We start from the raw sequence: 14,366 nt of genomic DNA, 5'->3' as shown, positions 1-14,366 counted from the left end.
GACGTTTATCTAATAATAGAAGCGCCAACTAATGATTCAGGTGTCATACTAAGTACTAAAAGACTGATATCTGCGTAACCCGTATGTTTGAAATCAGAAAATAATTGCTTCAATACATGGGAGTCTTGATCCTCTTTTAATCTTTGTATTTCTTTTTTATATAAACGAAGAACGGAGCCATACACAAACTTTGGTGTATATTGACCAGGATCTTCATCCATAATTAAACATCCCATATAATGATATTTAAATTGGAACGCACGTGTAAGATTAACCACATCTAATAGTTTCGTATAAAGGATTGGATAATCACTTTTAAACTTCTCAAGTGCTTCTTCGGTGGCTCTTAGTTCATCAATACTAGATAAAGTAAACATACCATTTTCCTCCTTTGTTTAGTTATCCCAGGGTTTCTCCAAGGAAATATATGCAGCTAATTCCTTACTCTTTTTTCTTCGTAATTTACGCATTTCCGATCTTTCTTTACCTGTTTTATAAAGAAACTTTTCCTCATCTGTTTCCGGTATAACACCTGGAACTTCAACAGGGCGCTTGTTTTCATCTATGGCTACAAATGTCAAAAATGCTGTAGCTGCAACTCGGCGTTTGCCGCTCACTATATCTTCAGCGATCACTTTACAAAAAATTTCCATGGAGGTTCTTCCTGTATATGTGACAAACGATTCCACACAGACTGAATCAGTTTGTTGAATGGGCCATAAGAAATCGATTGAATCTGTAGATGCAGTAACACATTCTTTCACTCTAGAATGTCTACGTGCAGATAAAGTAGCAGCATCATCAAGCTTCTTCATTAACACTCCGCCAAACAATGTATCGTAATTATTTAAATCGCATGATAATACTTGAGCTGTATTAACAATGCGGCTTTCTTTCGCTTTTATTGCTTCCATCATTGTGCTTCCTTTCGTAACTGGGATTCCTATAAATAATGAATCCATAGTAATAATAAATGGTATTTTTCCCTTGAAACAAGTGTACGCTGCATGGTTAGCATAGTAAAATGGTTCTTTTTTATCCACAGTATAGCTTTTGTCTATGTAAGTGCATTCATATATGCGATGTATATATTATTAAGGAAATGCGAAAAAACGGTTTTCAATGAAGAACCGTTTTTCCTTAAAACAATGTATATTTTAGATTCATGCATTCTATCGATAACATCGTGAAAGCTCAGCTTTCGTGAACGTTAACCATTCTTTTGCGGCATAGGAGAAGTATTGGTTCTTTCCCCAAATAATTGCTAGATTCCAGCTAATAGAAGGATTTACTACTTTGACAGACTTCACATTTTTATTAAGTTGCTTGCAAACACTTCCTGGTAAAAGAGAAACACCTAGTTTGCTTGCCACCATTTCTTCAATAAAAGACCGTTGTGAGCTCTCTGAAATAATGTGTGGATCAAAGCCGACACTATTACAAAAGTGAATAATTCGATCGTTCAGAGCGAAATCCTTATTAAATAAAATGAAAGATTCATTAGCCAATTCGGCTAAATTAACTTCTTCATTTTCAGCTAGCGGGTGTGATGGATGAAGAAGTAGTTTTAGATCTTCCTCCATAAAAGAAAAATGATCAAAGATATCATTCTTAGTAGGAAGAACAACGACACCAACATCAAGAAGATTATTTCTTACATCTTCTTCAATTTTCTTGGAGCCATCCTCCACTAGTTGAAAGGTAATCTCGGGATACTTTTCATGAAAACTACCAACTATCTCGAGAAAATAATGCGCATTAAATATGGGCGGTAAGCCAATGCGAATATGACCTTTCTTCAGCCCTGTCAGATTGTCTAATTCCACTTCTAAGTTCTTAAAAGCTTTATCAATTAACTTCGCTTGCTCCAAAATGATCCGCCCCGCATCCGTAAGCACTAATTGCTTTCGAGACCGATCAAACAAAGCAACCCCCAACTCCGTCTCCAAATTTTTAATCATCTTACTAATGGTTGGCTGTGTAATAAATAAATGATTTGCCGCTCGGGAAAAACTATTAAAATTTGCTACTTCAATAAAATATTGTAAATGCTTGATATCCAATATGTACACCTGCTTGTGATTAAATTGTTGTTGCGAATAGGTTATTTTATTATGATAGCATGGTTTTTGAAAGGACGGATGGGCAAGCTGTAAAGTAGATTGCTCTTTTTTTAAAAAAGAATCTAGCCCTACTATTGTTTGAGTAGTCGAAGGGGGAAGTAGAAGAATTTATATAAATACGATGAAAGGATTGCCATCATATTTGGCAATCTTTTTTTGTTATATTGCTTAATTACTCCATTTTACAACTTCGAAAGTTGGGTAATAATAATATTTGCGGCCAGAGACATTGTTTGGTCCAAAATTTGAAGCATATTTGAATCAAAAAGGTTCGCAAAGGCAGTGGAGTGAGGAGGATTTTGATTTGGAGGATTAAACGGGAAACCATTGGGCTACGTACGGTGGTATAAGACTGGTCGGAGATTAAACATGGTTGATTTCAGTGATTGCTGTAAAGGTTGAGTTGTTGTTCAGACTGCCAGCCATAAATCGTTGTCTTTTGATATGGAAAAAGGTGGGAAAATCATTCATTGTCCACAATCGACCTTGGAATTTCGCCCCCACTTATATGCTATATTCCATAGCATAACTACAATATGGAAATTATTTAGATTGTTAATTGGGGTATTTTAATATACAGAAAACCGTCTTTAGAGGTTTCATAAATGTTACAATTATATTGGTTATAATTAGTAGTTTTTTGTAATATTAGGGAGTATAGAAACGAAGTTTTAGTGTTTAACCCTAGGTTTCATTGGCACTTATGTTAGCCTATAGGAAAGGAGTAATTTTTAATATGAGAGATGTGCAAGAGCGAATTGAAAGACATATAGATACATTGAGTAAGTTTACTTCCACACCAGGAAGGGGCACGACTCGTTTTACTTATAGTAAAGAGGATTTACAGGCAAGGGATTATATAAAAGAAAAGATGAAGGAGTATGGATTACAGGTAAGAGAAGATGGGATTGGAAATATATTTGGTAAACTTGAGGGAACTTTAAAAGATGCGCCGAGTGTTCTAATAGGTTCTCACTTTGACTCTGTCCCAAATGGAGGTAACTATGATGGTCCTGCCGGAGTAGTAGCAGGTCTTGAAGTAGCTGCTCTCTTTTCAAAAAATCACATTAAACCTAAGTATCCTCTAGAAGTCATTGCTATGGTCGAAGAAGAGGGAGGTAGATTCGGAGCAGGGTTAATGGGCTCAAGGGGAATTGTTGGGTTACTTAGCGAGGATGAATTTAAGCAAATAAAAGATAAAGATGGAATCTCAACAGAAGAAGCGATGGCAAGCATTGGGCTTGATAGTACCCTTCCGAAAAAAAGAGATCCCGAAACAATAAAGGCATTCCTTGAATTACATATTGAGCAAGGGCCGATTCTTGAGGATAAAAATATTCCACTTGGCGTAGTAGAGTCAATCGTAGGATTAACTCAATTAGAGGTAACAGTAACAGGTCAAGCGGGACATGCAGGAACAACTCCAATGGATCGCAGACATGATGCATTAGTCACAACGGCCAAGATTATTGCTCAGTTGCCAGAACTTGCAATTGGTGAAGGGACAGTGATAACGACTGGGCGCCTTCATGTATTTCCAAACGGAGCAAACGTGATCCCAGAAAAAACAGAGTTCTCCATTGATATTCGATCAAGTAAAGAAGAAGATGTATTGAATGTCATCCAAAAGGTAGAAGAATTGATAGAGTCATATAATGGTCATGGTTTGCAAACAGCCGTAGAACAATCTTTATATGTTCCTCCAAAAGCAATGAATCAAGAGATTATGTCCTTAATGAAGGAGAAATGCGATGAGTTAAAAATTGAATACAGTCCCATTCACAGTGGTGCAGGACACGATGCTATGGTCTTTGCCGATTTTACGGACGTAGCGATGCTATTTGTTCCTAGTAAGAGTGGCTTGAGTCATTGTCCGGAAGAGTGGTCAGATTCTAGTGATATAGCAAATGCCGTGTCTGTTTTGTATGAAGTAGTGAAGAGGTTGACTGAGGTGGAGTAGGGGGTGTGAAAAATAAAAGTGGTGCGGGAGAATATACACATTTTTATTTTGTCGTACCTAACTTTATGTAAGGTGTGCCTTTTTGTGCGCAGGACATGTTCATCAACTTGACGGAAGTTCGTTATGGACGTTGGGATATGTGAACCATTAGCTGAAGACAAGGGTGTCCATGGTGACGTAGAATTTGAAGGAAGTCGGAGGCTCGGTCTGAGGTACACGAACCACATTCGAGGTACTGGTTTCTGGATGAGTTTGCAATACAAAGCCCCAAATATCTCGGGAAGGAACAGGATAAATGGGGTAGATAGATGAGGGGAAATTAGATGAACTTGCCCCGGGAGGTCTGATGGATGTCCTATAAAGGAACCTATCTAGCAATAGATAGCTGAGCCATTAATGGAAAGGAAGGACTGAACGAAAGGAGAGAACATGAACAGGAAAATTATACGTTGGCAATGAAGCAGCCGATAGTTAGACTGTGCGATATAGGAGGTGTTCGGAAAACACCGAAAATCGTATCAGAGGAGAGCCATCTGTGTGCATACCTGCACCATGGAATCACATGGATTGATCTATCTCATCACCCATCGGGACAACCTCAACGATTACAGGTATCTCTATAAACATCAATGTACATAAAATAATAAATTTCCCCTAAATGTATGACCCACAGGTATTCCACTAATTCTATTAATGCACTTAAATATTAGATTGTACATAAACCTAAATTAGGACTTATAATTATGTACAATTTCAAAGTAAAAAGGGGTAGGAATTTTATTATTCCTACCCCAGTCCACTTTAGTTAAAAAGTCTTAATAATAATTAAGGTCATATCTTCTTAAAACTTCAAAGTGTAGATATTTGTACAAGATTTAGTCTAAATGTCAAATCGGACTCATCTGAAAGCCCTGGGTGTGATCCCTTGGGACGAAACCATTTCCAAAATGCCCCCAAATCCCTGTCCATTCTCTAACCATTCATTCAACCCTTTATAAAGTATTGGTGAGTTGGTATTAGGAAATGCAATTTTAGCCATCTGACTACTAGTGGGGTTCCAGTTATTTCTTTCGGCGAGTTACTCTTCCACGTAACTCCTCAAGTGGCTGTTACACGCGGCCTAATCGCCCCGATTAAAAGCACTATTAAATTGATTGTAGTGCCCTTTTGCAATGTCAAAGTTATGCTTACTAAGTAATTTCTTAGTAAAGTTTCATCCCTTATCATTCATACACGGTCACAATTACTCCATCCATATTGTTGCCTGAAATCTCATAATGGTGATTCACTGGTACTTTTATTTTCAATCCTTGAGATACGGGATAATACGAAACAGTATATTTTTCTCCATTGACATTAACAGAAATGTCCTGTTCTTCTTTTAGGTAATCCAAGTATTCTTCCAAAACAAGATTTTTTTCATACATAATTGCACTGTGTGGCAGACCTACATAGCGAATATGCCAAGGTTCATATTGTATTCCTGTAATATCAGTTTTATCTTTTGGATAACGTAAAATAAAGCCGTATTTCCAAGCGTTTTTTCCTATCCACTTTCCTTCGGGTGCATCTTCCATTTTCATTTGAGTAGATCCTACATCAAGTGCTAAACCAAAATTGTGTTCACTATAACCTGGCGGTAAAGCACGAAGAGAACCCATTTCTTGATAGAGTATATTTTGTTCCTCAAAACTGCGAAATCCGCTTGTGGTGGCAAAAGAATGAAGTCCATCTTTTCTTGCGTCAGTAATCATCTCCGAGAATATATGTGCAATCTCCTTTGACAGATAAATTTCACTACCTAACAACACATATCCCTCTGTCAATTCATTGTGTATAGATAAATTAACAACGTCCGATTTAATACTCTCTTCATGAACTGGATATTCATTGTTGACCAAAAGCAGATTTCCTTGATAGATTTGTTCTTTTGTAATTTCTTCCTGTTGGATCCTCTCGGAATGACCTTGATAATCTAATGCGTCTTTTTCTGGATCAATTTGTTGAATCTCTACTTTGTCTTGAGAAATCAGTGTTATATAAACAAATGCAAGACACAAACACGCTATCAAAAACAAAAAAAATCCCCACTTCTTCATTTACTGTTTCCTCCTTTGTCTACTAATTATAGGATAGGAAAAACTTCTTAAAAAAAGAGTAGGGTAAACCTTAAATTTTTCTTAAATTCACTGGAATTTTAATCTTGCTCATCATTTGGTACATTTTCATGCGGTAAACGGATTTCAAATATCGTACGTATTAGATTACTGTCAGCAGAAATGGTTCCATTATGCTGCTCGACAATATTCTTTGCAATGAACAAGCCGAGACCTGTGGCACCTTCTTGAGAAGTTCGTGCTTTGTCTCCAGTATAGAACACATTAAAGAGATGAGGGATTTCATCTGTAGGAATGCTATCTCCATAATTCACAACTTGAACTACCACTTCATCTGAATCGATAAAACCGTTAATATCAACATACTGACCTTCGTATCCATAACGAATCGCGTTAATCATAAGATTTTCAAACACACGTGCTATCAAATCTCCATCACCATAAATGGGTAGGTGGGGCGTACTATTCATCCGTGCAATCAAATGATTTTCTTTTAATATAGGATACAATTCTTCCTTTAATTGATTAAGTAGGTTAGTTAAATTTAATCTCTTTTTTTCAACTGGTAGCATTCCATAGTTCATTTTGGTTATTTCGAATAATTCATCAATTAACTTTTCTAAACGTTGAGATTTAGTATAGGCGATCGTTAAAAAGTGGCTTACTTGTTCTTTAGTCAAGCCCTCATCCTTTAGGATCAAATTTAAATACCCTAAAACAGAGGTAAGTGGAGTCCGCAAATCATGAGCTAAATTTACGACTAATTGATTCTTACTGCTTTCCGAAAAATCTCCCCGTTGAATCGCTTCTTTCAATTTCTCGCTTGCCAAATTAATGTCTTGCGCAATATCCCTAAATTCATCATTTGATTGGATATATACCTTGTGTTTAAAGTCACCGCGGGCAAGGTAATGAATTCCATTTGAAATTTCCTTGAAATAGGTAGAATAGGGCTTGGTTAGCAAATAAAAAAACAGAATTGAAAGTGGGATAAATAGCAACAAAAAAAAGTTAATATCGCCAATATTACGAATGAATATACGTAGTTGAGCCAACAGATCCCCATAATCAACCGATTTCTGATAATACCATTGCAGTCCTTTAAAGATTAGATACGTTATGATGCCAGATAGAAACATGCTTAAACCAAATAACAACACCATCTTTGAACGAAAACTGCGCATTATTTTAACCATTGAAAGTATACCCTACTCCCCATACTGTTTTAATCCATTTGTCTTTTTGTTTATCTACTTCAAGCTTTTTCCTAATCTTACGTATATGAACCATAACGGTATTACCACTTCCAAAGTGTGCTTCACCCCACACCTGCTGAAAAATATTTTCCATGCTGAAAACTTTCTTTGGATGACTTGCTAATAAATATAAAATATCAAACTCTTTCGACGTTAGCTCAATGCTTTCACCAAATAGAGTAACTGTATGCTGATCAGGAGAAATAACTAATCCACCATATTCCAAACATGTTTTATTTTCTGTATCTGGTTGATATTGATTTAGTTTCATAAAACGTCGGAGCTGAGCATTTACACGAGCAACCAATTCTATTGGAGTGAATGGTTTAGTCATATAGTCATCTGCCCCAATTACCAATCCCTGTACTTTATCGAAATCCGATGTTTTTGCACTCAAAAATATGATTGGCATATTATACTGTTCGCGAATGAGGCGGGTTACTTCATGTCCATTCATTTTTGGCATCATAATATCCAAAACCAATAAATCAAATAATTGAGTCTCTACGGCACGAACAGCCTCTTGTCCGTCCGTTACTTTAATAACATGATAACCTTCCTTTTCTAAAAGGATGGCGATTAGATCAGCAATTTCCTCGTCATCTTCAGCAATTAATATCGAAATATCTCTCATTTTTCCACTCCTAAGTAAAGTTAATGTAACCATCGAGTTAAATCGAAAAGTTTTTGATCGTTTGAAATAAACACTTTTGTTTAAAATATAAGTTGCCTAATTTTCATTCGATAGCAATCACTATTCATGTGAATCACGTCCACACGATGTAACAGCCAGTCCAGAATGGATGTCATAATTACTTGATCTCCCATCAATTCAGTACACCGTTTTGCGCTCTTATTCTACGTTAAAATAATCGAACTTCGTTCGTATAGATGATTGATGTGTTGGAAGAATAGATTTGCTTCACTTCACGCTGATCCATCTCCTTATACATCAATAATCATTAATTACTAAATCAGACGCTTGGAGTCGCTTCATTTGCACCTGCGATTTATGCGCTAATTCTTGGGTTTTCAATAGCTGAATTAATTCTCCGATCGTCACAAAATACACTTGTAATTCTTTATGAATAGCTCCCAATCCTAGCCCTATGGCTAGATCTTCCGGTCCTAATAAGATTAAGTTGTACTGCTGCTCTAACCAGCTAAACTCTTGTAACTGTGTGAGTTGACGAGATGTAAGTGCTGTTTGCTTCTCTACTTGATATTCTTGTAATGTTTTACTTAAGGAAAATATGCCCATTTAATGCGACGTTCTATACCTTTTGACTCGCGTTTTCCTAGCTTAAATAATGTGATGGATTCCAAAAATTACAAGTACGTCCATGATTCTTTTTTAGCTTCATGAAGGAACTGCGGGAGCTAGTTCGTTGTTTCTGATAACCGTAGCTGCCGAAAATGATTTTGTAAGTCCTTCACGTTTTTGTTCATGAGATAATTCCTCAATCCTTGATTGCTTCAAGTCATGCACTACATCCCTAAAGTTATTCGCACTATATAGTTTTTCACGTATACATATTGAAGTGGTGGATCAAACCATGCGACAATCCGTTACTTTTGGGGATTTGCCAAGTATTTCTGTGCCTCTTCAGATGACATATTCAAATACATATAAACAGTTCCACGCGATACTTTTAAATGTTCGGCAATCACATTAACATTGTACACTTAATAGTTTATAATTGAAGGCTGCTAGTTGGAAAATTGAATATATCGATAAGGTCTTAGCCAATCCTGACCATAGGTATGAGTATAAGGTGTCCTTCGATAAGAAGGTTCAGTTCAACTTTATAAAGCAATTCTTCAATGATCCTGCCGTTTCAACGATTTTGAACTGCTGCGATTGTGATCGTGAAGGATCGAATATTTTCTATTCCGTTAATTAAATGACAGGCGACCAACTCATTAGAAGTTGATGAAGTGCGTGAAGGATTCAATAACCTTCGGAATAATAAAAAAGATCTTTTACTTTATTATGAAGCAAAAACACGGCAAGTTAGCAACTGGCCTGTTGGGGTGAACGGAAGCCGACTTTACACCCTGCTATTGCAGCAAAAAGGGTTTAATGAAAGGCTTTCGATTGGACGGGTTCAATCTCCAACGGTATATCTCATTTATCAACGGCAAAAAGAAATCGAGGCGAATTTCACTGCTAAAAATGGTACGTATAAAGGAACAGCTAGATTAAAAGCGATAAAAAGATGTAGTCCAGCAACTTTTGCAACAATATTACATCAAGGATCAAAATGAGGGATTTGTAAAGTCTGTAACAAAGAAAGAGAAGCGTGCTAAATCTCCAAAGTTACATGTCCTATCGACGCTACAAGCTGTCGTAAATTTGGAGGTTTATAGCCCTGCAAATGTACTAAAGCTTGTACAGGGACTCAATGAGAAGAAACTTGTCGCCTATCCAAGAACTGATACACAATTTATTATTGACAATGAATTTGCCTATCTCGCGGATAACGTAGAACGCTGTCAACAAATTGCGGGTATCTCGTTCGCAATCGCTTCAACACGACCAAACAAACCGGTATGTGGACAATTCCAAGGTCTGAAGAATTACAGCAAGAGGGTATTTTTCCGCAAGGCTCCATCTCACATTGGGAATCTAAATAGAAGATGTTGTGATAATCGGCTCAGTCAACGATATCAATGCTATTATGAGTATAAGCAAAATGGTTATTATGAAATTCAAGCAAGCATACTGAAGGGTGAATGGCAAAAATCCAAATATCTAGCTCTGTACATCACACAAAATGTTGCAAAGGTGAGTGGAGCGGAAAATGGTATACAGTTTTACGGAGAAATTTCTCGCGTGGAGATTATCGAAAATTTGAATTCGGAAACTCAAGTACGTTTTCATATTCATCATTGGCAAACATTAAAACAGGCGATTCGCCCTGTTGGTTATGGTATTCAAACATTTATCATGACGACATTCAATGTTCTATCACATGCTAAAGATTTGCCAGAGTTATTTATGAAATACGGAGAAGAAGTAAAACTGTGGCGAATGCTTAGGAGATTAACAACGAATGTAAAAACAGCCCTTGACGATAAAATTGTTGATCATGCCAGTAAAATTCAAGCATATCAAATTGGTTATTATTTTGTAGTTATTGATCGGGAGCAAGACGAAATTCATGTAATGCATGATGAAAATATTTTGGAACAACTACCTTTAGACATGTTGAAAAGACAACCGATTCATGTGTTTCGGGTGATAAAGGAGACAATTTTTAAATAAGTAGAAAGCTAAGATGAGCATACTTTCTTATTAGACAACACTCTGAAGAAAAGGACATGATTATAATTTTGAATATTAAATATTAGATAGACAAGCGATTAAAGGTGGAGAGAAATGCTAAGCTATATGTATTACGAAGTAAGGGATTTAATCAAAAAGGAATATAAAGAAGAATTTTCATTAGGAGCGAAACAAAGGAGATTATTTGCCACCTGTTTATTAGGAGTATTAATTATAATCGCTACACCAATGGCATCAATCATTCATAAATACCTATGGTTTGTAGGTATACCTTTAGGGGGTCTACTTACTGTTATTAGCTTAGTGGTTGCGTCTAAATTTCAAAAAAAATACAATAATAAGAAACATATAAAGAAAATAGAGAAGGGTATTAAAGAGCTAGGTTTGAATAACGCTGAAAAGATTAGTAGATTACGTAAAGAAATTGAAGACCTTAATATAAAGGAAGAAGAACGTGCTCAAAAAATGATGCAGTTAGTGGGCCAAGTTTTTAAGGGGGTTTTTTGGGTCCCTCTCGCCTTTTTAATAGGTACTTTATTTAACAGCAATTCAATAGCAATTGACTTTGATGGTTTATTAACTCTATCTGTACTATTACTATTGATCGCTATAACGTTAATTGGGGTTTTGATTTCTCTTTTTCCAAGCGTACCATATTTATTCCAGTATGGAAGAAGAGAACGAGACAGGGTTTTACAATATCTTTTAGATATTGAATATTTACTGCAAGAAGAAAAAGAGATATTGCTATCAGGAAAGTAGACCCAGGAACATTTAAATCGAGAGTTCTTGCCCTCAAATAGGAAATTATATGCATATTTATCTTATAAACATCTGTAAATATCCAATTAGGATACTTATAGGTGTTTTTTTATGTTGTATGTTTTTTTCTGACTATGATGTGAAAGCTTGTAAACATTTTTGATGAGCACTTTATTCCGAATATATTTATTCAAAATTAATTCGTATACTCTCTATTGAGATATTTGCATAATCTTATATTTATCATCGCTAACCTCCACAGTAAAAAAGTCTCTTTTATAAATAACCCCTTTGAACTGTAATGATATTTTATGTTCTCAGGCCATACTCAACGTCGTCTATAGTCGTTGTCTATGGCCTTTCATTTAGCTGGATGCTAGTGCTTTTGTATCATCACCCCTCAAGTTAAGTAAATCATAAGTCCTTCATTTTATCGATTTTTGTAGAAAATTGTTGAAATTTATATGATTCCATGCGATTATAAATAGGGTAATTTGAACCATTCGATATGGAAGTTAAAGGCAAACTACTCCGAAAGGGTAGGACGCAAAGCCTAGAGTCTAAGGTTTGGGATCGGGTCAACAGTCCTGCAATCTAAACAATGATAACCTGGTTGCCAAATTTGTGGATTAATAGATATTAAAATCCTTTGGCTATTCTAAGGTAAATGGAATAGCTTTTTTTAGTGCAATATTTGGCAGGAAGATAAAGCTGGAAAGGAAGGATATGTTTTTGAAGTCAACAATCTAAAGGCTATGGGGTAATAGATAGCTTTTACATATTTCATATAGATAAGGTGTGTCGAATTGAAGATTAAAGGAATTTCATTTAAAGCAAAGCTATTGGTTTATTCTTTATTACTGTCGTTAGTGCCGATCATCTTTATTGGAATTTTAGTTAATAACACAGTTTCCAATAAAACAGAGAAAGATTTTATTAATTCTAGCAAAAAAGAAATTACACAGGTGGACAATGGCATTTCTATGTACTTTGAAACGATTAGGGAAAATGTTAATTTATTGGCTAACGATCGTTCTGTTGTCAATGCTGATTCAAGTATTACTTCCTATAAAGATGTTAAGGGAGAAGACTCCATTGATATGACCCCTTCAAAAAATGGGAAGAAAGAAAAAGCGATATTTGATGTATTTTCACAGTTTAGCAGCAGCCATCCTAATGCAGCTTATATTTATTTGGGTACACCAGATGGCGGTTATGTCCAATATCCCGAGGGGCCTGTGCCAGCTGGCTTCACCCCTACAGACCGTCCGTGGTATACAACAGCTATGGAAAAACCAGGGGAAGTGAAATTAACAAGTGCCTATGAAGCAACCGGTATAGATGGAATTATAGTTAGTAATGTCGTTTCGATTGAAAAGAACGGAAAACAAATCGGTGTGTTAGGCCTAGACGTTAGTCTTGAAGGTTTAACGGAGATTATCAAAGATATTAATATAGGTAAAAATGGTTATGTCATTCTAGCGCAAGAAGATGGGACAATCCTTGCAAATCCAAAGAACCCTGAATTGAATTTTCAACCAATTTCCCAACTGAACGTTCCAGCGTTAAATGATTTAAGGAAAGATGGCTTGTTTGAAGCCAAGCTTGATGGCAAAGACTATGTACTTAATACAGTTGCTTCAAACATTGATGGCTGGAAGTATATTACGGTCATTGAGAAGAGTGAAATGTTAAGTACGGCAAAATCCATACGCAACATGATTTTCATTATAGCTGGGGTTATTGCTGTTATTGCTGTAGTGGTTTCTATTTTTATGAGCTTACGTATAACGCAGCGAATTAAAGAGATTAGCGATTTATCTTTAGCTATGTCAAATGGTGATTTAACCCAACAAATCACCGTTAAAGTGAATGATGAAATCGGAGATATGGGCAAGAATTTCAATCTCATGTCCAATAGTTTAAAAGAAACACTCAAAAAGATTTCGACAGAATCTCAACAATTATCCGCTACATCTGAGGAACTTGCTGCATCTTCAATCGAGAATCAACAAGCTTCTAATCAGATATCTGAGACCATCCAAGGTGTTGCTTCTGGAACAGATGAACAGAATGCCGCGATGAAGAATGCAGTAGGTATTATTAATGAAGTGTTTAAGCATGTGGATGATGTGACAGATAGCATGAACAATGTAAGCAATTCTATCCAATATTCAGCGGAAACAGCTAAACAGGGTAGTGATGTTGTTAAACAAACAGTAAGTCAAATGGATGAAATTGACCAAAAAGTAGGCTCTTCTGCTGAGAAAATTAGCATATTAAATGAGAAATCGAATGAAATTAGCCAAATCAGTTTGATGATACAGTCCATTTCTGAACAAACGAATTTATTAGCTTTGAATGCTGCCATTGAAGCTGCAAGAGCTGGCGAACATGGAAAGGGATTTGCGGTAGTAGCAGATGAAGTAAGAAAACTTGCAGAGCAATCCAGCGATTCAGCCTCGCAGATAAATGAGATCATTTATGATATTAAAGATGGAATTGAAGTTTCAATGAGTCTCGTAAATCAAGGAGCGGACTCAGCTAAAGAAGGAATAAAACTTGTTAATGAAAGCGGAAAGGCCTTCGGAGAGATAAAGGATTCCGTTCTCGCCGTCACAACAAGAATATCTGAGGTCAGCACGGCAATGGATAACATGAAAAATCATATAGCAGAAGTTGTTTCCCATATAGAGGGGGTTTCTAAAACTAGTTTAGAAGTGAACGAGCATTCACAAAGTGTCGCAGCATCTTCTGAAGAGATGAGCGCATCCATGGATGAGGTCTCGGCCGTTTCTCAAGAGCTAGCCAGGATGTCAGTAGAATTAGAAGAAGTTATCCAGAAATTTAAGCTGTAAA

Annotated in this window: 11 protein-coding genes, 1 pseudogene and 1 riboswitch; of the genes and pseudogenes, 5 read left to right on the top strand and 7 right to left on the bottom strand. The window is 36.2% G+C overall.

Features of this window, described 5'->3' with window-relative positions:
* Nucleotides 1-5: 5 nt before the first annotated feature.
* The 3 genes from BLE01S_RS13005 to cidR all read right to left on the bottom strand — a co-directional run bounded on the left by BLE01S_RS13005 (nucleotide 6) and on the right by cidR (nucleotide 2,063).
* Nucleotides 6-377, bottom strand: coding sequence for a hypothetical protein (locus tag BLE01S_RS13005; RefSeq protein WP_066142759.1), 372 nt, complete (start codon nucleotides 375-377; stop codon nucleotides 6-8).
* 18 nt (nucleotides 378-395) lie between these two features.
* Nucleotides 396-914 carry an acyl-CoA thioesterase gene (locus BLE01S_RS13000; RefSeq protein ID WP_066142756.1) on the bottom strand — a complete coding sequence of 173 codons (519 nt, stop codon included), beginning with the start codon at nucleotides 912-914 and terminating at the stop codon, nucleotides 396-398.
* 258 nt (nucleotides 915-1,172) lie between these two features.
* Nucleotides 1,173-2,063: a cidABC operon transcriptional activator CidR gene (gene cidR, locus BLE01S_RS12995; protein WP_066142753.1), complete on the bottom strand. Its 891-nt coding sequence runs from the start codon at nucleotides 2,061-2,063 to the stop codon at nucleotides 1,173-1,175.
* Between the two features lie 796 nt (nucleotides 2,064-2,859).
* Here cidR and BLE01S_RS12990 point away from each other — a divergent pair.
* Nucleotides 2,860-4,083: a Zn-dependent hydrolase gene (locus BLE01S_RS12990; RefSeq protein WP_111703383.1), complete on the top strand. Its 1,224-nt coding sequence runs from the start codon at nucleotides 2,860-2,862 to the stop codon at nucleotides 4,081-4,083.
* A gap of 1,223 nt (nucleotides 4,084-5,306) precedes the next feature.
* Here BLE01S_RS12990 and vanY read toward each other — a convergent pair.
* From vanY to BLE01S_RS21485, 4 genes and pseudogenes are all read right to left on the bottom strand, one after another.
* Nucleotides 5,307-6,182, bottom strand: a complete 876-nt coding sequence (gene vanY, locus BLE01S_RS12980; protein WP_066142741.1) for a VanY-A/VanY-F/VanY-M family D-Ala-D-Ala carboxypeptidase — start codon at nucleotides 6,180-6,182, stop codon at nucleotides 5,307-5,309.
* Between the two features lie 98 nt (nucleotides 6,183-6,280).
* Entirely contained in the window at nucleotides 6,281-7,396 is a 1,116-nt protein-coding gene (locus tag BLE01S_RS12975; protein ID WP_066142738.1) for a HAMP domain-containing sensor histidine kinase, read from the bottom strand.
* Complete coding sequence (locus BLE01S_RS12970) at nucleotides 7,389-8,090, bottom strand: response regulator transcription factor (protein WP_066142735.1); 702 nt, start codon at nucleotides 8,088-8,090, stop codon at nucleotides 7,389-7,391. The genes BLE01S_RS12975 and BLE01S_RS12970 overlap by 8 nt, the downstream gene beginning before the upstream one ends.
* An 80-nt stretch (nucleotides 8,091-8,170) precedes the next feature.
* Nucleotides 8,171-8,905: pseudogene (locus BLE01S_RS21485) on the bottom strand (ATP-binding protein).
* A gap of 489 nt (nucleotides 8,906-9,394) precedes the next feature.
* Between BLE01S_RS21485 and BLE01S_RS21315 the strand changes: the two are divergent.
* From BLE01S_RS21315 to BLE01S_RS12945, 4 genes are all read left to right on the top strand, one after another.
* Nucleotides 9,395-9,724, top strand: coding sequence for a DNA topoisomerase (locus BLE01S_RS21315; protein ID WP_066142733.1), 330 nt, complete (start codon nucleotides 9,395-9,397; stop codon nucleotides 9,722-9,724).
* Complete coding sequence (locus tag BLE01S_RS12955) at nucleotides 9,693-10,724, top strand: DUF8743 domain-containing protein (protein WP_066142730.1); 1,032 nt, start codon at nucleotides 9,693-9,695, stop codon at nucleotides 10,722-10,724. The genes BLE01S_RS21315 and BLE01S_RS12955 overlap by 32 nt, the downstream gene beginning before the upstream one ends.
* Nucleotides 10,725-10,838: 114 nt before the next feature.
* The gene (locus BLE01S_RS12950) at nucleotides 10,839-11,507 is read left to right on the top strand and encodes a hypothetical protein (protein WP_066142727.1); all 669 of its coding nucleotides are present in this window, start codon (nucleotides 10,839-10,841) and stop codon (nucleotides 11,505-11,507) included.
* A 510-nt stretch (nucleotides 11,508-12,017) separates the two neighbouring features.
* Nucleotides 12,018-12,128: riboswitch (cyclic di-GMP riboswitch) on the top strand.
* Between the two features lie 185 nt (nucleotides 12,129-12,313).
* The gene (locus tag BLE01S_RS12945; RefSeq protein WP_066142724.1) at nucleotides 12,314-14,365 is read left to right on the top strand and encodes a methyl-accepting chemotaxis protein; all 2,052 of its coding nucleotides are present in this window, start codon (nucleotides 12,314-12,316) and stop codon (nucleotides 14,363-14,365) included.
* The last annotated feature ends 1 nt before the right edge of the window (nucleotide 14,366 follow it).

It is taken from the genome of Lederbergia lenta NBRC 16444, from assembly GCF_001591545.1.
GTDB lineage: Bacteria > Bacillota > Bacilli > Bacillales > Bacillaceae_C > Lederbergia > Lederbergia lenta.
This window is presented reverse-complemented; position numbering and strand designations above follow the sequence as displayed.

What these genes read in the sequence shown, in the direction of transcription:
- BLE01S_RS13005 (WP_066142759.1), bottom strand. Translation starts at nt 377, where the DNA reads ATGTTTACTTTATCTAGTATTGATGAACTAAGAGCCACCGAAGAAGCA.
- BLE01S_RS13000 (WP_066142756.1), bottom strand. Translation starts at nt 914, where the DNA reads ATGGAAGCAATAAAAGCGAAAGAAAGCCGCATTGTTAATACAGCTCAA.
- BLE01S_RS12990 (WP_111703383.1), top strand. Translation starts at nt 2,860, where the DNA reads ATGAGAGATGTGCAAGAGCGAATTGAAAGACATATAGATACATTGAGT.
- vanY (WP_066142741.1), bottom strand. Translation starts at nt 6,182, where the DNA reads ATGAAGAAGTGGGGATTTTTTTTGTTTTTGATAGCGTGTTTGTGTCTT.
- BLE01S_RS12975 (WP_066142738.1), bottom strand. Translation starts at nt 7,396, where the DNA reads ATGGTTAAAATAATGCGCAGTTTTCGTTCAAAGATGGTGTTGTTATTT.
- BLE01S_RS12970 (WP_066142735.1), bottom strand. Translation starts at nt 8,090, where the DNA reads ATGAGAGATATTTCGATATTAATTGCTGAAGATGACGAGGAAATTGCT.
- BLE01S_RS12950 (WP_066142727.1), top strand. Translation starts at nt 10,839, where the DNA reads ATGCTAAGCTATATGTATTACGAAGTAAGGGATTTAATCAAAAAGGAA.